The 18,881-nt window shown below is 38.4% G+C and carries 18 protein-coding genes, 4 pseudogenes and 1 riboswitch; of the genes and pseudogenes, 5 read left to right on the top strand and 17 right to left on the bottom strand.

The window, feature by feature from the left end; genetic code table 11:
- A complete protein-coding gene (parC, locus tag ACSLGF_RS15205; RefSeq protein WP_456006883.1) occupies positions 1–2,439 on the top strand; it encodes a DNA topoisomerase IV subunit A in 2,439 nt (812 codons plus the stop codon).
- Positions 2,440–2,490: 51 nt separating this feature from the next.
- On the opposite strand, the gene ACSLGF_RS15210 is transcribed toward parC, so the two are convergent.
- The 4 genes from ACSLGF_RS15210 to ACSLGF_RS15225 all read right to left on the bottom strand — a co-directional run bounded on the left by ACSLGF_RS15210 (position 2,491) and on the right by ACSLGF_RS15225 (position 4,354).
- The gene (locus tag ACSLGF_RS15210; RefSeq protein WP_456006885.1) at positions 2,491–2,616 is read right to left on the bottom strand and encodes a hypothetical protein; all 126 of its coding nucleotides are present in this window, start codon (positions 2,614–2,616) and stop codon (positions 2,491–2,493) included.
- Between the two features lie 43 nt (positions 2,617–2,659).
- The gene (locus ACSLGF_RS15215; protein WP_456006887.1) at positions 2,660–2,989 is read right to left on the bottom strand and encodes a hypothetical protein; all 330 of its coding nucleotides are present in this window, start codon (positions 2,987–2,989) and stop codon (positions 2,660–2,662) included.
- 206 nt (positions 2,990–3,195) lie between these two features.
- A complete protein-coding gene (locus tag ACSLGF_RS15220; RefSeq protein ID WP_456006889.1) occupies positions 3,196–3,714 on the bottom strand; it encodes an MFS transporter in 519 nt (172 codons plus the stop codon).
- Positions 3,671–4,354 (bottom strand): MFS transporter, encoded by a 684-nt coding sequence (locus tag ACSLGF_RS15225; RefSeq protein WP_456006891.1) that lies wholly within the window; start codon positions 4,352–4,354, stop codon positions 3,671–3,673. The genes ACSLGF_RS15220 and ACSLGF_RS15225 overlap by 44 nt, the downstream gene beginning before the upstream one ends.
- 176 nt (positions 4,355–4,530) lie before the next feature.
- Between ACSLGF_RS15225 and ACSLGF_RS15230 the strand changes: the two are divergent.
- Positions 4,531–5,155: pseudogene (locus tag ACSLGF_RS15230) on the top strand (isocitrate/isopropylmalate family dehydrogenase); the annotation flags it as partial.
- A 254-nt stretch (positions 5,156–5,409) separates the two neighbouring features.
- Here ACSLGF_RS15230 and ACSLGF_RS15235 read toward each other — a convergent pair.
- The 7 genes and pseudogenes from ACSLGF_RS15235 to ACSLGF_RS15265 form a co-directional block, all read right to left on the bottom strand.
- Positions 5,410–5,508 (bottom strand): annotated as a pseudogene (locus ACSLGF_RS15235) (acetyltransferase); the annotation flags it as partial.
- A 294-nt stretch (positions 5,509–5,802) separates the two neighbouring features.
- Entirely contained in the window at positions 5,803–6,459 is a 657-nt protein-coding gene (locus tag ACSLGF_RS15240) for an ABC transporter permease (RefSeq protein ID WP_456006893.1), read from the bottom strand.
- 401 nt (positions 6,460–6,860) lie between these two features.
- A pseudogene (locus ACSLGF_RS15245) lies at positions 6,861–7,334 on the bottom strand (alpha/beta hydrolase); the annotation flags it as partial.
- Between the two features lie 298 nt (positions 7,335–7,632).
- Positions 7,633–7,989 (bottom strand): fluoride efflux transporter CrcB, encoded by a 357-nt coding sequence (crcB, locus tag ACSLGF_RS15250; protein WP_456006968.1) that lies wholly within the window; start codon positions 7,987–7,989, stop codon positions 7,633–7,635.
- Positions 7,990–7,991: 2 nt separating this feature from the next.
- Complete coding sequence (crcB, locus tag ACSLGF_RS15255; RefSeq protein WP_456006895.1) at positions 7,992–8,390, bottom strand: fluoride efflux transporter CrcB; 399 nt, start codon at positions 8,388–8,390, stop codon at positions 7,992–7,994.
- Positions 8,391–8,446: 56 nt separating this feature from the next.
- Positions 8,447–8,506, bottom strand: a riboswitch (Fluoride riboswitch).
- Between the two features lie 85 nt (positions 8,507–8,591).
- On the bottom strand, positions 8,592–9,011 hold the full coding sequence (locus ACSLGF_RS15260; protein ID WP_456006897.1) for a universal stress protein: 420 nt from the start codon (positions 9,009–9,011) through the stop codon (positions 8,592–8,594).
- Positions 9,012–9,026: 15 nt separating this feature from the next.
- On the bottom strand, positions 9,027–10,502 hold the full coding sequence (locus ACSLGF_RS15265) for a SulP family inorganic anion transporter (RefSeq protein ID WP_456006899.1): 1,476 nt from the start codon (positions 10,500–10,502) through the stop codon (positions 9,027–9,029).
- A 58-nt stretch (positions 10,503–10,560) separates the two neighbouring features.
- Here ACSLGF_RS15265 and ACSLGF_RS15270 point away from each other — a divergent pair, with 58 nt between their 5' ends.
- Positions 10,561–11,250: a recombinase family protein gene (locus ACSLGF_RS15270; RefSeq protein WP_456006901.1), complete on the top strand. Its 690-nt coding sequence runs from the start codon at positions 10,561–10,563 to the stop codon at positions 11,248–11,250.
- Positions 11,251–11,345: 95 nt separating this feature from the next.
- Here ACSLGF_RS15270 and ACSLGF_RS15275 read toward each other — a convergent pair whose 3' ends face one another.
- The gene (locus tag ACSLGF_RS15275; RefSeq protein WP_099728370.1) at positions 11,346–12,020 is read right to left on the bottom strand and encodes a potassium channel family protein; all 675 of its coding nucleotides are present in this window, start codon (positions 12,018–12,020) and stop codon (positions 11,346–11,348) included.
- Between the two features lie 131 nt (positions 12,021–12,151).
- On the opposite strand from ACSLGF_RS15275, the gene ACSLGF_RS15280 reads away from it, so the two are divergent.
- Positions 12,152–13,489, top strand: a complete 1,338-nt coding sequence (locus tag ACSLGF_RS15280; protein ID WP_456006903.1) for a TrkH family potassium uptake protein — start codon at positions 12,152–12,154, stop codon at positions 13,487–13,489.
- 96 nt (positions 13,490–13,585) lie between these two features.
- On the opposite strand, the gene ACSLGF_RS15285 is transcribed toward ACSLGF_RS15280, so the two are convergent.
- The 5 genes from ACSLGF_RS15285 to ACSLGF_RS15305 all read right to left on the bottom strand — a co-directional run bounded on the left by ACSLGF_RS15285 (position 13,586) and on the right by ACSLGF_RS15305 (position 18,651).
- Positions 13,586–14,794 carry a chromate transporter gene (locus ACSLGF_RS15285; RefSeq protein ID WP_456006905.1) on the bottom strand — a complete coding sequence of 403 codons (1,209 nt, stop codon included), beginning with the start codon at positions 14,792–14,794 and terminating at the stop codon, positions 13,586–13,588.
- A gap of 29 nt (positions 14,795–14,823) precedes the next feature.
- Positions 14,824–15,243 (bottom strand): arsenate reductase (thioredoxin), encoded by a 420-nt coding sequence (gene arsC / locus ACSLGF_RS15290; protein ID WP_456006907.1) that lies wholly within the window; start codon positions 15,241–15,243, stop codon positions 14,824–14,826.
- A 24-nt stretch (positions 15,244–15,267) separates the two neighbouring features.
- Positions 15,268–16,566: an arsenic transporter gene (locus tag ACSLGF_RS15295; protein ID WP_456006910.1), complete on the bottom strand. Its 1,299-nt coding sequence runs from the start codon at positions 16,564–16,566 to the stop codon at positions 15,268–15,270.
- A 16-nt stretch (positions 16,567–16,582) separates the two neighbouring features.
- Positions 16,583–16,894: an ArsR/SmtB family transcription factor gene (locus ACSLGF_RS15300; RefSeq protein ID WP_456006970.1), complete on the bottom strand. Its 312-nt coding sequence runs from the start codon at positions 16,892–16,894 to the stop codon at positions 16,583–16,585.
- A gap of 116 nt (positions 16,895–17,010) precedes the next feature.
- On the bottom strand, positions 17,011–18,651 hold the full coding sequence (locus ACSLGF_RS15305) for an FAD-dependent oxidoreductase (protein ID WP_456006912.1): 1,641 nt from the start codon (positions 18,649–18,651) through the stop codon (positions 17,011–17,013).
- Between the two features lie 106 nt (positions 18,652–18,757).
- Here ACSLGF_RS15305 and ACSLGF_RS15310 point away from each other — a divergent pair.
- Positions 18,758–18,880 (top strand): annotated as a pseudogene (locus ACSLGF_RS15310) (transcriptional regulator); the annotation flags it as partial.
- Position 18,881: the final 1 nt, after the last annotated feature.

Consider the following 18,881-nt stretch of genomic DNA (forward strand, 5'->3'; position numbering starts at 1 on the left):
ATGGCACAACAAGAACGATTTCATGATTTACCATTAGAAGAAGTGATTGGAGACCGGTTTGGTCGCTATAGTAAATATATTATCCAAGACCGTGCGCTTCCAGATGCACGTGATGGACTAAAACCTGTACAACGAAGAATTTTATATGCGATGTACGCAGAAGGAAACACACAAGATAAAAACTTCCGTAAAGCCGCCAAAACAGTCGGTAACGTCATTGGTAACTACCATCCGCACGGTGACTCATCTGTTTATGAAGCCATGGTGAGAATGAGTCAGGAATGGAAAGTACGAAATGTGCTGATTGAGATGCATGGGAATAACGGAAGTATTGACGGAGATCCTCCTGCTGCCATGCGTTATACAGAAGCAAGACTTAGTGCGATTGCTTCAGAGCTTTTAAAGGATTTAGACAAGGAAACAGTCGAATTTGTCGCAAACTTTGATGATACAAGTAAAGAGCCGGTTGTATTACCAGCGATGTTTCCAAACCTTCTAGTAAACGGATCAACAGGAATTTCAGCTGGTTATGCGACTGATATTCCTCCGCATCACCTGGGAGAAGTGATTGAGGGAGTCATTAAACGAATCGAACAGCCGCATTGTACGGTTGAGGAATTAATGACAGTCATTAAAGGACCAGATTTCCCAACAGGCGGTATTATTCAAGGTGTGGATGGCATTAAGAAGGCTTATGAAACGGGAAAAGGAAAGATTATGATTCGCGGAAAAGCAGAGATTGAAACCATTCGCGGCGGACGTCAGCAAATCGTGATCACAGAAATCCCTTATGAAGTCAATAAAGCCAACCTTGTGAAAAAGATGGACGAGTTCCGCATTGAAAGAAAAGTAGAAGGAATTTCAGAGGTTCGTGATGAGACAGACCGTACTGGGCTTCGAATCGTTGTAGAGCTGAAAAAAGAAGCTGACGCAAATGGTGTCTTGAATTTCTTATATAAAAATTCAGATCTGCAAATCCCGTATAACTTTAATATGGTTGCGATACATAATCGAAGACCGACCTTAATGACGCTCACATCAATACTTGATGCATATATTGCCCATCAAAAAGAAGTGGTGACGAACCGCTCGGAATATGAGCTTCGAAAAGCGAAGGAACGTCATCATATTGTAGACGGTTTAATAAAGGCCCTTTCCATCTTAGATGAAGTGATTGCGACAATCCGCTCGTCTAATGATAAGCGTGATGCGAAAAATAACTTAATGGAGAAATATGACTTTACAGAAGCCCAGTCAGAAGCGATTGTTTCTCTCCAATTATATCGTTTAACGAATACAGATATTACGCAATTAAGAGACGAAGCAAGTGAGCTTGACGTGCGTATAGCAGAACTTGAAGACATTTTAGGGAACGAGAAAAAGCTGCTAAAGGTGATTACGACCAGTTTGAAAAAGCTCAAAAAGACGTATGCTGATGAGAGACGATCTGTCATTGAGGAAAAGATCGAGGAAATTAAGATTAACCTTGAAGTGATGATCGCATCAGAGGATGTATACGTTACGGTCACGAAGGATGGGTACATCAAACGGACAAGCCAGCGCTCCTATGCCGCATCTAACGGGAAGGACTTTGGCATGAAGGATACAGACCGGCTGATTCATCAGTTTGAAATGAATACAACGGATGTTCTTCTTTTGTTTACGAATAAAGGGAGCTACATTTATTGTCCGGTTCATCAGCTGCCAGATATACGCTGGAAAGACATGGGCCAGCATATTACGAATATTATTTCGATTGATCGTGATGAATCTATTCAAAAAGCGATTCCAATTAAAGAATTTGATGAATCGTCATATCTGGTGTTCTTTACAAAAGGCGGTATGGTGAAGAAAACAGAGCTTCTTCAATATAAAGCGCAGCGATATTCAAAACCGCTCGTCGCCTTGAATCTAAAAGGTGATGATGAACTCGTAGATGTTTACGTCACAACAGGACAGCAAGAATTGTTTATTGCAACGAAAAATGGTTATGGATTGTGGTTTGATGAAGAAGAAGTGAGCGTTGTAGGCCCAAGAGCGGCTGGTGTCAAAGGAATCAACTTGAAGGAAGGGGACGAAGTGGTCTCTGGACAAATCATTGATCCGAAGAACGATGTCCTAGTTTTGACGACACAAAGAGGTGCCGTGAAGCGAATGAACCTCTCTGAATTTGATAAGACATCAAGAGCCAAACGCGGAGTTCTCATGCTAAGAGAATTAAAGAAAAACCCGCACCGTATTGTGGCTGTGATCGCTGCATCTTTGCACGATACACTTGAGATTGATACGGAAAAGGGTGCCATGATTCCGCTTGATATCTCTACTTTAAGAGCGAATGATCGTTATAGCAATGGATCATTTATTGTAGATGAGGAGGAGCAGGGAGAAGTGACCCATGTCCTTCTGTCACCGGAATCTACTCCAGATGACAATAAATAAGCAAACGAAAACCCCCTGAGATGACAGGGGGTATTTTTATAATTTGGTCATTTAGCTCTCGTGGTTGCCGAACAAGCTTGTAATGGCGTGAACCACTTCAATTCCTTGGTAGATGAAAAGTGAAAGTGAAGTGACAGAGAACAGACCTACAATGAATAATCTTAAGAAAAATAACATCGTGTAAAACCTCCCAATTTTTGTTTTGATTTCAATGGTTGGGTTAAACACGAGCTGCTCGGAAATAAGAAGATTGATAGAACACTGCAAGTAAATGCTTCTTTTTCCGGTCAAATCGATCAGTATAAGTGATGCGTGCAAATCCAGCTGTCATACTGCCAATGATCAGCAGTGCTGTAAATGCGGCAAATACTGCGTTCACATGTTTCTCTTCATCGCCTGTTGTCTGAACGATTTTTATTTCATGTGATTCTTGATCGGCAACCACCTTTGCATGATGGTATACCTGAACGGAATGAGGCATTGAGAACAAATGAAAACTTGCCAGTGCTATGAATAAGACAGCTAATTTTAACAGCATATTTTTTTTCATTTTTCTCACCCCTCCCTGTTTATTTTCATGATCTTACCACGTTTTCAGTTATTTGAAAAGTCTTATTTTTTTACTTTCCCTCATTTAAAATGCTGTAAACATCAGGTCATCTATAGGACTGTTTCACTTCATGAAAGGTTTCGATTTTATTTTTTAAATTTAAAAAAAGTGCCATGATAAGAATCTGGCACTTTTCAGTGAGAATGTCATGAATGAGGTTTTGCTACAGCTTTTGTAAAGATTCCCGCAATACAAATAGCGAATAGAACAAATATAAAGGCATGAAGCAGTCCTACCTCATTGGCGAGCAGTCCTAAAATTGGTGGCCCAGAAAGGGAGGCTGTGTAACCAGATAAGGTCACAATGCTGACGCGTTTGACGGCGTAGCGGCTATCATCACCAGCTGCCGAAATGGTCAGTGGGAAGCCTAAAGAAGCGCCAAGTCCCCAAAAAAAGATGGATATCATACACACTTCGAGTGAAATCTTTAAAATAACTAACAATAGTCCTGCAGCAGCTGAAAAAATAGCGACTCTTAGCAATAACACCCTGCCAAAGCGATCAATTAAACGTCCGCTGATCAGTCGTCCACTAATCATCCCGCATAAAAATAAAGCATAGATGACGGTACTCATGGAATGTGAAACCTCGTAGCCATCTACCATCGCAAGTGGAATCCAATCATTTGCAGAGCCTTCTACAAATGCAAGACATAAGGCGATCATCGCAAGAGATATCGTCCGTTTGTTCAGCCATGCCGCGAGAACCATCAACTGTTTTTGTTTGCTTCTCAAGCTGATCCTTTCCTGTCCCGCGGGGAATAAACCGTGTACAAATCAAAATGCTGAGAAAGAAAAGAATGGCAATGATCAGGAGGTGAATCAACACAGATACTCCTAGATGGATAAAGAGAATCCCAGCACCTGCACCAATTAACGTGCCAATGCTGAAGGAAGCGTGCAAAATAGGCAGGATGGTTTTCCTGATATTGTACTCAATTTCCGTCCCTTCTAAGTTCATGGCCACATTGCACATGCCTGAGCCCGCTCCAAAAAGAAAAAGACCGGCAGTGACCACAAGGGTAGAAGAGAGCGTTGAACCAATGGCGAGAGTCGTGAATCCAGTGAACATCAAAAAAGCGCTGATCACAATGGCCACTCGTCCGCCTTTTTTACGAACGAATATATTGGAAAGGACAAGTCCAACAATAGAACCAACAGATAAGCCAAGTAAAATAAGACCCATTGTCCCTGTATTCGCTTGTAATAGATCTCTGACTTCCGGTGTCCGTGAAAACCATGTAGAGATGGAGATCCCAGACATCGTAAAAATGACAATAATCGATTTATACCACTTTAATTCCATCTAATCCCTCACATTTAATGATATATATGACAGAACAAATCTACTCGATTATAAATGAGACTTCCTGATTCGTAAATAACATGAGGGAGGATCATACTGAAATTTTAGTCAAAAGAAATGAAGCCTTCACAATGCTTCTAGTGAAAAGGTAAAATAAAGATAAAGGGGCGGATTTTATGCAGTCATATCGAATCGGTGTATTGAAAGGAGATGGGATTGGGCCAGAAATTGTACAAGCAAGTATGCGCATCTTAAAGGCAGCGCTGTCACAGTTTCATGAGTCATTTGTGGAATTTGTAGAATGTCCAATCGGTTTTGAAGCGATCCATTCTCCTCACCAAGATCCTGTGCCGACATCTACTAAAGACGAATTGAAAAAATGCCATGGGTGGATTTTAGGGCCTCATGATTCTGCATCAAACCCAGATCAATCGTTACCAGGGGTACAAAGCCTTGCACGAGACGTCGATCTCGTCATTTTTCGAGAAAATACAGAAGGCTTCTATCCAGATCGGAACATGTATCATGGGGTAGGAGAGTGGATGATTACACCAGATGTCGCTATATCTACAGGTGTATTTACAAAAAAAGCGATTACACGTATTGCCCATGCAGCCTTTCAAAGTGCGATGGAGCGCAGGCGAAAGGTTACTATTGTTCATAAGGAAAACGTTATCAAATTAGGGTCTGGTTTGTTTTTGCGAACATGCCAAATATGTTTGGTGATATTTATCGGATTTAACAGGGGAACTAGTCGGAAGTTTAGGAATAGCCCCTTCATTAAATTGTAACGAAAACCAATAAATTATCTGATTATGGAAATAGAGCAAAACGAGGAGGCTAAAAGACGTAAAGGTTTTTCCAATCTCATTTTAAAAGCAGGCATTCATCGAACCCTTATTATTTTTAGTTTACATAATATATATTCTAGGAAGTTAAACTGAGAATAATTTCTTTCGTCTCAAAATTAAGTATACTTATCTTATTGAGATAAAAAAGAAAAAATCAAAATCCAACGTTCAATTCATTCGTCAGATTTTGATTCTTCAAGATGTTTAAATAAACTTCACAGGATTTCCACCGACCACCACATTTGCCGGAACATTTTTCGTTACAACGGTGTCAGACGCAATGACACCATTGTCGCCATTCGTAAAATCAGATAACTCCGTACTTAATGAACAATATAATAACTAAACATCTTTTTCCCTCCGATATTAAATGCGGAAGGGTTTTAAACTGAACGATTAAAACTTCCGCACCTCAAATTTGTTAAATGTAGGTAAAGATCTGACTATCATATTAAATCACTCACTTAAAGTAACATAATTTTGTCACTTAGGTTTTGCCCGGTTATAATTGTATATGGCTGTTTTGGGTTCAATTTGGGAATATTCTTTTTTCTATTGCATAGTATCGTTTTGCTGCGCATTATCTTCATTAAAATTTTACTGGAAGGTTGTGAATAAAAAAATTGGGTGGTGCTTGAGCTTAAATGTCGATTTCATTCCTTCCACTTGCTCTTTCTCATTCGCAAATACATTAATTTGCGTTGGTCTTAAATCCAAATGGTTGTCCGCGTAAGCATTTTCTAATGTTTTATATGGAACATAAGCCGATGTCATTCCTAGCATTCCCATAGCTTCTGCACTGTAAACACCTGAAACAATCAGTTGTTTTTCAATAATCACAGGTTTATTTTCACTATCGTTTTCATTTACATAGATATTTACTTTTTTACCGACAAGAGACTTATAATCCTCTTCACTCGTTAAAGCTTTTGCTACAGAAGGTGTAAGTAAAACTTCATTGTCGACTGGAAGTTCCCCTACTTCTAAGTTTACTTCTTTAATACTGTCAGTCATTGTAGAAAATTGCATGATATTTGAACGCTTATCTTTATATCGTACACTCGTTTTCATATTAAACGTGGCGACTTTTTCTATCTCGTTAACATTTTCGATGGATTGAGGATGGGTGCAGTAGTAGCTTGTTCCAAATTGTGAGTCTGGGAGTGTTTCTATGAATAAATTATTGGCAATATCGATATTAGGATTGGGCCTCAGTGGTGCCGCTTTAATTCTCTCAGTCTCTTTGTTATTCAAATCCCCAACAGAAAACTTTGAGCTGGTGTTTGCTGCTGGATCAGCAGGGGCTTGCGCAGTTTTCTCTGTCTCATCCCTAGTTCTTCGAAAACGTTTAAATCATTTAACTGACAAAAAGTAAAGTAAGTGTAAAAAAATCCCAACCCTACAAGGTGGGGATTTTTTATTTAATTGATAACACAAACTTGTTGCCTGGTTCACATCATGAATGGAACTAAATTCTTTGTCCTTAATAAATGAAATTGGTCATAAAGGTTCTTCAGTTTGAGTATGTTAATTTGTCTCATTCATTCCATTTCATTTTCCTCAAGTGCTTTTTTAAAATAATTATGATAAAAGTTTTTAGACAAAACAAACGGCTAGCTCTTTGACATGCGTTTATCAGCACTTCCCTGGTATTGTCACTTGTTGCTGGTCTTCTTAATCAAGTCCACACCATCGTATGCCAGACTTTCCACACTTGCAGCCTTTTTAGAATGTAACGATCAAAAAAGGTCTTCGTATAGTCCGTCACAAGATGTCGCAATAATCTAAATGCGCAGCACGATCAACAGAGAAATAATAGGTTTCCATGCTGTTGTTTGCGCCAATGATCGCATTCATATTATAGTTAGGTTCAGAAAATAGCAGCAAAAAGGGTTTCTTCAGGTCGCTGTCGATAAGACCGAACGCACCACTATCGAAGCCAATCCCGCAGGCGAACCGGTCGTCGTCCCGGCAAACAATCGCCGTCGTAGGCCCTCCATAAGAATGTCCGACTATGCCCATGCGATGTCAAGCAACAATCTGTCCTTAAAGATGGAATTCACCTCTCCAGAGTCCAGTTTGTAAAGATGATCGGCTACATACCTGACATCTTCTGTAGGCAGACTGGTGCAACACCAAAAATACCCATAAAGAGCACAAAAGTCTATGGTGCACCGTGATCACCGGAGTACGAACATGCACCAAGTGTATCATCTACTTTTTTCGCCAGCCTACGAATGCTTTTGTTGTTGGTGTTTGCAACCAAGCCATTAGTCAACCATGGATTAGAACTGCACCATGGAAAATAGATGAGTGTCTATAATGATGATTAGATCATTGGCCAATTTGTGTAAACGCGATTTGATTGTCTCATTTGCAGATTATATTCTTGCAAGGATTTTGAATACATCTTACTCTGTTCCATGTCTAATGATTTCCTATCAATACACCAATAAAAGCTAAAATAATTCCACCAACATAACTGGAAACCAAATAGTAAAAAAGGACGGAATGATTTCTTTTTTCCCTTAGTTGAATATTTTCTAATTTAAATGTAGAGAATGTTGTAAACGCACCCATGAATCCAATCCCCAAAAGGGCATATAAGTCTGAAGATAGACCCTTACCAACTATCCAACCTAACAAAAAAGAACCCGTTAAATTAACAAACAACGTCCCAAGTGGAAAATTTGAACTAAATTTTTTGTGTATCCATGTACTTAATGTGAAACGGGAGATAGCTCCTAGAAATCCTCCAATAGCAATCAATAATCCAGTCATGATGTTCATTCCCCTTTCCTCTGTAATCGTTTAAAAGAACGGTGCCCAAGGTCGTAGCCTAACCACGACATCATAAGTCCTCCAAATAAGCTAAGTAATACATAAAGTAAGGCGAACCCAGCTAAATGATGTTGAATTAAAGTCACCGTTTCTACACTAAACGTTGAAAACGTGGTAAATGACCCCACTAATCCAGTACCGAGACCAGCTAACACATGTGGATGAAATTGTTTAAGTTTGACAATTCTATTCGTAAACCAGCCCAATACAAAGCAGCCAATCAAATTAATAAGTAAGGTTCCTAAAGGGAAATCATATCCCCACCAAGAATGGGTAAACACTCCCAAGTAATATCTAAGCAGACTGCCAATTATTCCGCCTGTTCCTACTAACAAATAAATCATTTTATATCACCTCTTTCAATCATTTAGGCAAAAAAATAGACTCCTACCCATTTATAAAGTGGGTAGGAGTCATTAGCACGATGGCAATTACGGCGAACTCCATCGCCTATATATTTAAGCCTTTAATATTTTTCATTTTAAGCGATAAACCTGCTTATTTCAAGTGTTTTAGAAAGTGAAACTCTACTTTCTGCCTCTTCGTTATTTCACAATTAAAACTGGGCAGTCCACTCTTTTGGCTACTTTATGACTAACACTTCCTAGGACCATTTCTTGAAAGGAGTTTAATCCCCTGCTGCCTATAATGACTAGATCAAAATGATTGTCATTGGCATAAGAAACAATTGTAGGCCCGGGATCACCATGTTTCATTGTTAGTTTATAGGGACATTCTTCAGTTTGAAATTTTTCTTCTATTTTTTTCAGCTTCAGTCTTCTAGCTTGCTCTAGTGCCTCTGCACTTCCACTATGCAACACTTCGCTTTTAGATTTAGAATAATCCAAAACATAGATGATCTCTACTTCTGCATCTGTCGTTAATTTCCCTAATTGAATCGCATGGTCCGTTGATCTCTCAGAATGAACTGAACCATCCACAGCTAATAATATTTTTTTATACATCTCTCATCCCCCTCATTAGTGATCTGATGCTTTTGCATTTGGTTGATCATAAGTAGCCAGTTTCTTCATTAGCTTTTTGCTGGCTTCATTTAACCCTGTCAAACGGACGTCTTTATTATTTTCTTTCAATTTCAATACAACTTTATCAATCGCTGCGACAGCTGAATCATCCCATATATGGGCTTCAGTAAAGTTTAATGTGACTTTTTCTTTTGGTTGATCACTGAACGAAAATGATTGAACAAAATCCTGTACTGAGGCAAAGAACAGTTGACCTTTAATATCGTAGACTATTTCTTTATCTGAAGATTTTGAAGAATCTTTTACACTGACCTTTGATATTTTGGCTGCAAAGAAGACAGCACTCAAAATGATTCCTGCGAAAACGCCTTTAGATAAGTCATGAGTTGCTACAACGGTGACAACGGTGACAACCATTACAATAGAGTCTGATAATGGAACTTTTGTAAGTGTTCGTAATGATGACCAATCAAATGTACCGATGGAAACCATAATCATCACACCAACTAGAGCAGCCATAGGAATTTTCACGACCCAATCGCCAAGGACGATAATGAGAAACATCAAGAAAACGCCTGCAACAAATGTGGATAAGCGACCTCTTCCTCCTGATTTCACATTAATCACTGATTGACCAATCATAGCGCATCCCGCCATGCCTCCGAAGAATCCGGCAACAATGTTAGCAATTCCTTGGCCACGGCTTTCTTTATTTTTATCACTATCTGTATCTGTCATATCATCTACGATAGATGCAGTTAATAAAGACTCTAGAAGCCCTACAATAGACAGCGCTAATGCAGTTGGAAAAATGATCATCAATGTTTCAATGTTTAAAGGAATATCAGGAATCATAAAGCTTGGCAAAGAGCTTGTGATTTTTCCTAAATCGCCCACAGTGCGTAATTCGAGATGACCAAATATAGCTAGAACCGTCATTGCAACAATGGCAACAAGTGGAGCAGGAACTACTTTAGTGAACCTGGGAAGAATATAAATAATGAGTAACGTAACCGCAACCACGATATAAGTCAGGTTAGATATTCCAACAAAATGGGGCACTTGTGCCATAAAGATTAGGATAGCAAGCGCATTTACGAAACCGACCATAACCGATCTAGGTATAAATTTCATAAAGCGAGCAATTTTCAGTGCACCAAATATGAATTGGATGATCCCAGTTAAAATGGTCGTAGCAAATAAATACTCAATTCCATGATCTTTCACCAAGGTCACCATTAACAGAGCCATAGCACCCGTAGCAGCTGATATCATTGCAGGGCGACCGCCCATAAATGAAATAACAACGGCAATACAAAAAGATGCATAAAGTCCGACCATTGGATCTACACCTGCTATCACCGAGAAAGCAATGGCCTCTGGGATAAGCGCAAGAGCAACAACTATTCCTGCTAAAATGTCTCCTTTTACATTTGGAAACCATTCGTTATGAAGTTTTTGTACGAACAAATGAAAAACACTCCTTCTTTTTTGAATTGACTTCTAACTCTCATAGAAGTCAGGTCCGTTGATAACATCTTCAAATTTAACAGACCATCATTTAAATGTCCATCATTTTTTGTCCCAAAAACGAACTTTTTTGGGACTGGAAGTCATCGAGTTGAATTTTTGTTATAATATCAGTAAGCAATTCTTTGGAGATGATAAAGTGATTTTCGGTTATGCACGTCCATTTAGTCAGGATATAGATATGGCTCTACAAACGAAAGCTCTTGAAGATAAAGGCTGTGATAAGATTTATTATGAACAAACCATATCTCCTAAAATTAGACCTGAATTCAATCATTTGCTGGATTCTTTAAATGCAGGAGATCAAGTCATTGTCTATAAATTTTATAGTATTGCTGATTCTACACGCCACCTAATTGATTTAGTTCAATTACTACAAAGTAAGCATGTTCATTTCATATCTATCATTGATCAAGTAGATACATCATCAGAGGAAGGCAAAGTGTTTTTTAAGCTTATGAAGAGTGTTGGGGATTTTCAGCATGATGTATTAAGTGAGAGTACTAAAGCGGGAATTTATGAAGCTAAACGAAAAGGGAAAAATACTGGGCGGCCTAGAAAACCTGATGCTAATGTCAGGCGAGCATTAGATATGTATCAAAGCAAAAAATATAGCATTGCTCAAATTACACTTGAGACAGGTATAAGTAAAACAACACTATACAGATATTTAGAGGATGAAGGGTGATCTTTTAAGATCAAATTTATACCTGATGTCTTTCACAGGGTGAAAAAATGAGGGTTCTTTAATATTTTGTCTTGAACCCTCTCTCCTCTTTATAGTTAGAATGATTGACTTTGTAATTCATTTCTTTCAAAACGTGCGATATCTTTCATTGCTCCAATGACAATTAAGATATCGTTTTTCTGAATTTGTTCATGAGCAAGCGGGGAAATAATCACTTCTTTCCCTCGTTTGATAGCTACAATATTGATTTGATATCTTGCTCTAATGTCAAGGTCAAGTAATGACTGATTTTCTAAATGTCCGTTTGCTTCAACCTCAATTAGCCCATATTCATCAGATAGCTCCAAGTAATCGATGACATTATTTGTAATGATTTTATGGGCTATTCTTTTCCCCATATCTCTTTCTGGATGGACAACTCGATCGGCGCCGATTTTATTTAGTAACTTTTCATGGTAATCGTTTTGTGCTTTTACCGTCACCAGTTTAACTCCAAGTTCTTTTAATATAATGGTTGTTAAAATACTAGCCTGAATGTTTTCGCCTATAGCAACAATTACATGATCAAAGTTTCGCATTCCTAAGTTTTTCAACACTGCTTCATCTGTAGAATCGCCAATGACCGCATGCGAAGCGATTTGCGCATATTCATTTACACGATCTTCATTTAGATCCATAGCTAGCACTTCAAGTCCCTCTTCGCTTAATGCTTTACATATGCTCCCGCCGAAGCGGCCTAATCCGATAACAGCAAATTCTTTTTTTGGCATATTGATGACTCCTTTTTATTTTGGATAAACCTTTTTTGCTATGAAAACAAATTGATAATAGATAGACAATCATAATCCTTTTCGTTATATAATAACATTAAAATTTCAAGTGGTTGAAAGTAGGCTAGAAAATGTTTAAATATGATCATTTTTTAAAAAAACCAGTAAAATTAACTCCGCCTCAAATTTTATTGTTTGGATTTTTGACGGTCATTGTGATAGGAGCTTTTTTTTTAACTCTACCGATCTCTACAGTTGAACCCATCTCAATCATTGATGCTTTCTTTACAGCTGTTTCAGCAACAACTGTTACAGGTTTAGCTGTGGTTGATACAGGAACAACCTTTACTTTATTCGGACAAATTGTCATTATGCTGATGATACAAATTGGCGGGCTTGGTTTTTTAACTTTAGCCGTCATGGTCATCTTGTTATTTGGTAAAAAGGTAGGTTTACGAGAGAGGTTATTGGTTCAAGAGGCTTTTAATCTGACAAATATAGGCGGTATTGTACGTCTTATAAAGGTTTTGTTTATCTTTTCAATGACATTTGAATTAATGGCTACTTGTATATTATCATTTCGGTGGATACCGGAATATGGTTTTTTTAAAGGGGTATACATCAGTTTATTTCATGCCATTTCTGCTTTTAATAACGCAGGATTTTCTCTTTTTTCAAATAGTTTGATGAACTATGTACATGATCCACTGATTAACCTGACCATCACCTTCCTGTTTATCATCGGTGGTCTTGGATTTACAGTGATTTTTGACATTTGGAATAAACGGCGATTTAAATTATTATCAATCCATTCAAAGCTGATGATTATAGGAACCCTCATAACAAATGGTGTTGCGCTGTTACTTATATTTTTAATGGAATTTGGTAATCCCCATACTCTAGGTCCAATGAATCTTCTTGATAAATTCTGGGCCTCTTATTTTCAAGCTGTGACACCAAGAACCGCGGGTTTTAATTCGCTTGACATCGCACATATGCATGAGAGTTCTTTAACCCTTATGATGCTTCTTATGTTTATTGGTGCGGGAAGTGCGTCTACAGGAAGTGGGATTAAGTTAACAACGATGATGATCATTTTGATCTCTGTCCTCCATTTTCTGAAAGGAAACAAAGAACCCGTCATATTTAGACGTACAATTAGACATGATGTGGTCATTAAAGCCCTATCTATTAGCTTTATCAGTTTATGTTTTGTGTTTATCACCATTTTTTTATTGACAATGACTGAAAAAGCCCCTTTCATTGATATTGTTTTTGAAACTTTTTCAGCATTTGGCACGGTAGGTCTTTCAATGGGATTAACTCCGGATTTAACGTTTTTAGGTAAGGTTATTCTTTCGATCCTTATGTTTATTGGTAGAGTAGGTTCTCTAACCATCGTATTTATCTTTATGAAACGAACGAAAAGCCCAATACGTTATCCTGAGGGAGAAGTGTTTGTCGGTTAAAATAAACACTCATGGATTCACCATGTTCAAGGTGAATCCATTTTTCGTTCCGAAGTATTGTATTCATTATCAAACTAAGTTTTATACGGGGCATACTTACAGAAAAGCTAACAATGAACCACCAACTGCACCAACTACTACAATGAACCAAGGCGGTAACTTCCAAAAAGCTAACATGCTGAATAAAATAGACACAAATGCAAAGTCAATCGGCTTTAAAATGGCGCTTGTCCAAATAGGCTGATAAAATGCAGAAATCAAGATGCCCACTACTGCTGCATTTACGCCCATCATAGCTCCTTTTACTTTTGGATGACGGCGTAAATGGTTCCAAAATGGTAGTGTACCTAAAATTAAAAGAAAAGCAGGCAAGAATATAAAAATGGTTGCTAATATCCCCCCTATCCAACCGTACATAACAGTTCCTAGATATGCAGCAAACGTAAACAATGGGCCTGGAACTGCTTGTGTGGCGCCATATCCAGCAAGAAAGGTCTCTTGGCTCACCCATCCACTTGGAACAAATTCACGTTCAAGCAAGGGCAAAACAACATGGCCGCCACCAAAAACAAGTGAACCTGAACGGTAAAAATGATCGAACATCGCAATCCACTGAATCGATGTCACTTCTCTTAAAATCGGTAAAAGAATGAGTAAGACAAAAAATAAAGACAGACACATCATGGCAAACCTACGTGATATGGGAAAGTGGGTATTGGATTGATGATGATCACGATGTTTTTGATAAATAAGATAGCCCATAAAAGCAGATACTAGTATGATCCCTATTTGTGTATAGGTGGTTTGCCATAATAACGTAACGACTAATGCCATTAGAGCGATAGCTTTTCGTTTTAAGTCAGGGGTTAAATTTTGAGACATCCCTACAATAGCGTGAGCAACAATTGCTACAGCAACTAGTTTAAGCCCGTGTATCCACCCAGCTGTTTCAATATTCATTCCTTTCATCAGCAAGGCGAGCGTAATAAGTGCGATAACAGACGGAAGAGTAAATCCGAGAAAAGATACAATGCCCCCTAATACCCCACTACGTATGACTCCTATGCCAATACCTACTTGACTGCTCGCTGGACCAGGGAGGAATTGACATAAGGCTACTAAATCTGCATAACTTTTTTCATCCAACCATTTTCTTCTTCGTACATATTCTTCGTGGAAATATGCTAAGTGAGCAATTGGGCCACCAAATGAGGTGAGCCCAAGTTTTGTTGAAACCATGAATATTTCGAATAAAGTTCGGATGGAGGTTCTCTCTTTATGTGTGCTGAACGATGGTTCTTTCATTTTACTTCTCCCTTCACATATGAAAGATGTTATTTTCCAGTCTCAGCAAACTGTTTCAATCGTTCTCCAATTTCATCTCGTACTCTTTGGAAAAATGCCCACTTCTCTTCTTCTGTCCCTTCTGCTTTTGCTGGATCATCAAAGCCCCAATGTACACGTTTGACATGAGGGGGTGTCATAGGGCATTTATCAGCTGCATCACCGCAAAGTGTCACAACTAAGTCAGCTTGATGTAATATCTTCTGATCAATCACGTCAGACGTTTGATGAGAAATATCAATCCCAATTTCGTTCATTGCTTTTACAGCATTCGGGTTTAATCCATGAGCCTCAATCCCAGCACTATATACGTTCCACTCATCTCCAAGATGTTTCTTAGCCCATCCCTCAGCCATTTGACTGCGACAAGAATTGCCGGTGCATAAAAAGTAAATTGATTTCTTTGACATGTTGATCGTCTCCTTTAAACAAACTTAATGAATAATTATCAGCCAGATATAAAGCCCGGCAAGGGTGATAAAAAGTGTTGGAACCGTTAATATAATCCCTGTTTTAAAATATGTTCCCCAAGAAATCTTCACACCCTTTTGCGAAAGAACATGCAGCCATAAAAGGGTTGCAAGTGATCCAATAGGCGTTATTTTCGGGCCCAAATCAGAGCCAATCACATTCGCATAGATCAGTGCTTCTTTCATGATTCCTTGAGCATCAGTCCCTGCAATTGCTAGTGCATCAATCATAACTGTCGGCATATTGTTCATGACCGATGATAGAACGGTAGCAATAAATCCCATTCCTATGATCCCGGTAAACAGCCCTTGGTCTGCTACAGCTTGAATGACATTTGACAGGACATCCGTTAATCCGGCATTCCTTAATCCATATACGACAACGTACATTCCGATGGAAAAGAACACAATTGCCCACGGAGCACCATTAAGCACCTGCTTTGTCTGAACAGCTGAGCTCTTTTGAGCCATCATGAGAAAGAAGATTGCTATGACACCGGCTATGATAGAGACAGGTATTGAGAAAATCTCACTAATAAAATAACCAACTAATAGTACTCCTAATACGATCCAAGACATTCGAAACATTTTGTGATCCTTTATTGCTTCAGCAGGGGGTTTGACATCTGTCATATCATAGTGTCGAGGAATGCTTTTTCTAAAGAAAAGATAAAGAACAATGATACTGGCAGCTAGTGAGAACATGTTAGGAACAATCATTCTAGATGCATACTCAATAAAACCGATGTTAAAGAAATCTGCTGATACGATGTTTACCAAGTTACTGACAACCAACGGTAATGATGTGGTATCAGCAATAAATCCACTAGCTATAATAAAAGGGAAAACCAGTTTTTCTTCAAAATTTAAAGCCCGCACCATTGCAAGTACAATCGGTGTTAAAATCAAAGCTGCCCCATCATTAGCAAAAAAAGCAGCAACAACAGCTCCTAATATTGACACATAAATAAACATACGAATACCGTTACCATTAGCAGCCTTTGCCATATGAAGAGCTGCCCACTCAAAAAATCCTATCTTATCAAGGATAAGAGAAATGATGATGATCGCTACAAAAGCCAGGGTAGCATTCCAGACAATGCCAGTAACGGTCATGACATCCTGAACATTCACGACTCCTGCAATTAAGGCTAAAACGGCACCTCCACAGGCTGACCAGCCAATAGATAAATTCTTGGGCTGCCATATGACCAAAACTAATGTGATGAAAAAAATGACGCAAGCTAAAACAGCTGAAATCAATTGAATCCCCCTCCTACTAACAAGAAGCTTTAGTTTCTCGTTGTTTGATGCTTTTTAAAAGTTTATCTTCCTCATCAATGTGATCTAAAATATGCTGGATCACCTCAAATTCAGGACATGATCTGTTGATCGAATAAAATCGCCATTGGCCTCTCCTATCCTCTTTTACAAAGCCTGCGTATTTCAATTTTCGTAAATGCTGGCTGATTGATGGTTGACTCATTTCAAACATATCTACCAATTGACATACACAATACTCTTTATCTAAAAACAGCTTCATCATCATCATTCTTGTTTGGTCACTGAGTATTTTTAAGCAGTTCAACATGTTAGTGCTCTCTAATTTTGTTCCTGTAGTCAAGATTGAATCCCTCCCTTTAACACAGTATATAAGTGTGTTTTTATATAAATGCATGTGATATATAGATACACAAATTTTGTTTGCTAATTCTTTAAATAACTTTGAAAATGTTTATTCCCACCGGAAAGGTTGTAAACTTCTTTTATTCCCATATTGATCAAAATATTTTGTGCTGCATTTCCTGTTACCCCACTATTGCAATAGGTTATGGTTGGGAGATCAGGATGAAGATTCTTAGCACATTCTCTAAGTTCTGACAAAGGAATATTTAAAGCGCCAGGTACGTGTGATACTTTAAATTGCTTTTCAACCCTGGTATCAATGATTTGTAATTCTTCCTCGTTTTCCATTCTTTCAATTAATTCCCTTGGTGTGATTAATCGATTTTTATTTTGAATAGAGTTATGAAGGGCCATACCGGTATACATTACAGGATCTTTCGTTGTACTAAACGGCGGAGCATAAGCTAAATCCAAATGGAATAAATCTTCAGCCTTGGCTTTAAATGTGATGGCCGTAGCAAAAACATCAATGCGCTTATCGACACCTTCTTCTCCGACAATTTGTACACCTAGAATACGCCCTGATTTTCTATCGGCAACAGCCTTAATCACTAATTCTTTTCCACCTAAATATTCTGCCTTTGCAGGTTTAATGTTGTATAAAATGTCAACATGATAGCCGTGTTCTTGCGCCTCTTTTTCGGTAAGACCAGTTTGGCCAACAGCTAAATTAAACACTCTTAAAATGCCTGTGCCTAAAATCCCGCGGTGGGCCAAATCGCCACCGGTAATGACATCGCCTGCAATACGTCCCATTTTATTTGCTGTCGATCCCAACGGTCTGTATAAAGGTTTACCTGTAATGACTGAAACACTTTCGGCCACATCACCAACTGCATATATATCTTGTAAATTTGTCTGCATGTTGGCATTGACAGCGATAGCCCCTGTTGAACCTAGTGTGATGCCTGCTTTTTCAGCCAACGTTGTATTTGGGCGAACGCCAGTTGCTAAGATCACAATATCTGATTGAATCGACTGACCGGACTTTGTCGTTACTGACCTGTCTTCTATTAATGTTGCTTCTTCATTTAATAATAATTGAACCCCATGTCTTCGCAGTTCTTCTTCAACCCTGAATGCCATGTCTTTATCTAAGTTCGGCATCACTTGATTGCTGCGTTGAATCATTGTTACTTCCAGGCCTTTATGAATCAGCTGTTCGGCTATTTCAAGACCGATATATCCTGCGCCGATGATCGTTGCTTTTTGAGGATTTTCTTCTTTCATATATTGATCGATTGTTAATGTATTTTGTATGGTTCTTACTTGGAATACATGCTCTTTGTTGACGCCAGGAATATTTGGGGTAGCCGGAGAAGCACCAGTTGCCAAAACTAAAACATCATAGGTGTCAATTTTTGTTTTTCCGGTTTCAAGATCCTTAACAGCTATATTTTTTTGAGCGGGATTGACCTGAGTAACCTCATGACGAGTGAAAATATCAACGTTATAGCGATCTTTAAACCATGAGGCACTTCTTGGTGTTAAGGAACTTAAGTTCTCTACTTCACCCCCTAAAAAGTAAGGGATACCACAAATAGAGTAAGATATGTCATAGTCAGCATTATAAACTGTAATATCGATCTCTTCATTATTTCTACGTGCTTTAGCTGCAACTGAGGTACCTGCTGCAACAGAACCAATGATGATCATTTTCAATTTTAAATAACCTCCTTTATGTAAGAACGAAATCTTAACTTCTCCAAGATTATATAATCATCTAATTATATAATCAATTGTTTATGTAAATTCTTTTATAAATACATTAGATGCAGGTTTAATTATAAAAGAAACAAGAGGTACATGGAGCTATTATTCCTTGAATGAAAAAGAAATGAATCATTTACTTTCACCAGAGTTATGCTGCTTATTTCGCCCTTCTTGCTAGG

Source organism: Bacillus sp. A015 (assembly GCF_053851875.1).

Coding starts and splice junctions, on each gene's coding strand:
- parC (WP_456006883.1), top strand. CDS start 1: ATGGCACAACAAGAACGATTTCATGATTTACCATTAGAAGAAGTGATT.
- ACSLGF_RS15210 (WP_456006885.1), bottom strand. CDS start 2,616: ATGTTATTTTTCTTAAGATTATTCATTGTAGGTCTGTTCTCTGTCACT.
- ACSLGF_RS15215 (WP_456006887.1), bottom strand. CDS start 2,989: ATGAAAAAAAATATGCTGTTAAAATTAGCTGTCTTATTCATAGCACTG.
- ACSLGF_RS15220 (WP_456006889.1), bottom strand. CDS start 3,714: ATGATCGCCTTATGTCTTGCATTTGTAGAAGGCTCTGCAAATGATTGG.
- ACSLGF_RS15225 (WP_456006891.1), bottom strand. CDS start 4,354: ATGGAATTAAAGTGGTATAAATCGATTATTGTCATTTTTACGATGTCT.
- crcB (WP_456006895.1), bottom strand. CDS start 8,390: ATGATTTATTTGTTAGTAGGAACAGGCGGAATAATTGGCAGTCTGCTT.
- ACSLGF_RS15260 (WP_456006897.1), bottom strand. CDS start 9,011: ATGTATAAAAAAATATTATTAGCTGTGGATGGTTCAGTTCATTCTGAG.
- ACSLGF_RS15275 (WP_099728370.1), bottom strand. CDS start 12,020: ATGCCAAAAAAAGAATTTGCTGTTATCGGATTAGGCCGCTTCGGCGGG.
- ACSLGF_RS15280 (WP_456006903.1), top strand. CDS start 12,152: ATGTTTAAATATGATCATTTTTTAAAAAAACCAGTAAAATTAACTCCG.
- ACSLGF_RS15285 (WP_456006905.1), bottom strand. CDS start 14,794: ATGAAAGAACCATCGTTCAGCACACATAAAGAGAGAACCTCCATCCGA.
- arsC (WP_456006907.1), bottom strand. CDS start 15,243: ATGTCAAAGAAATCAATTTACTTTTTATGCACCGGCAATTCTTGTCGC.
- ACSLGF_RS15300 (WP_456006970.1), bottom strand. CDS start 16,894: ATGTTGAACTGCTTAAAAATACTCAGTGACCAAACAAGAATGATGATG.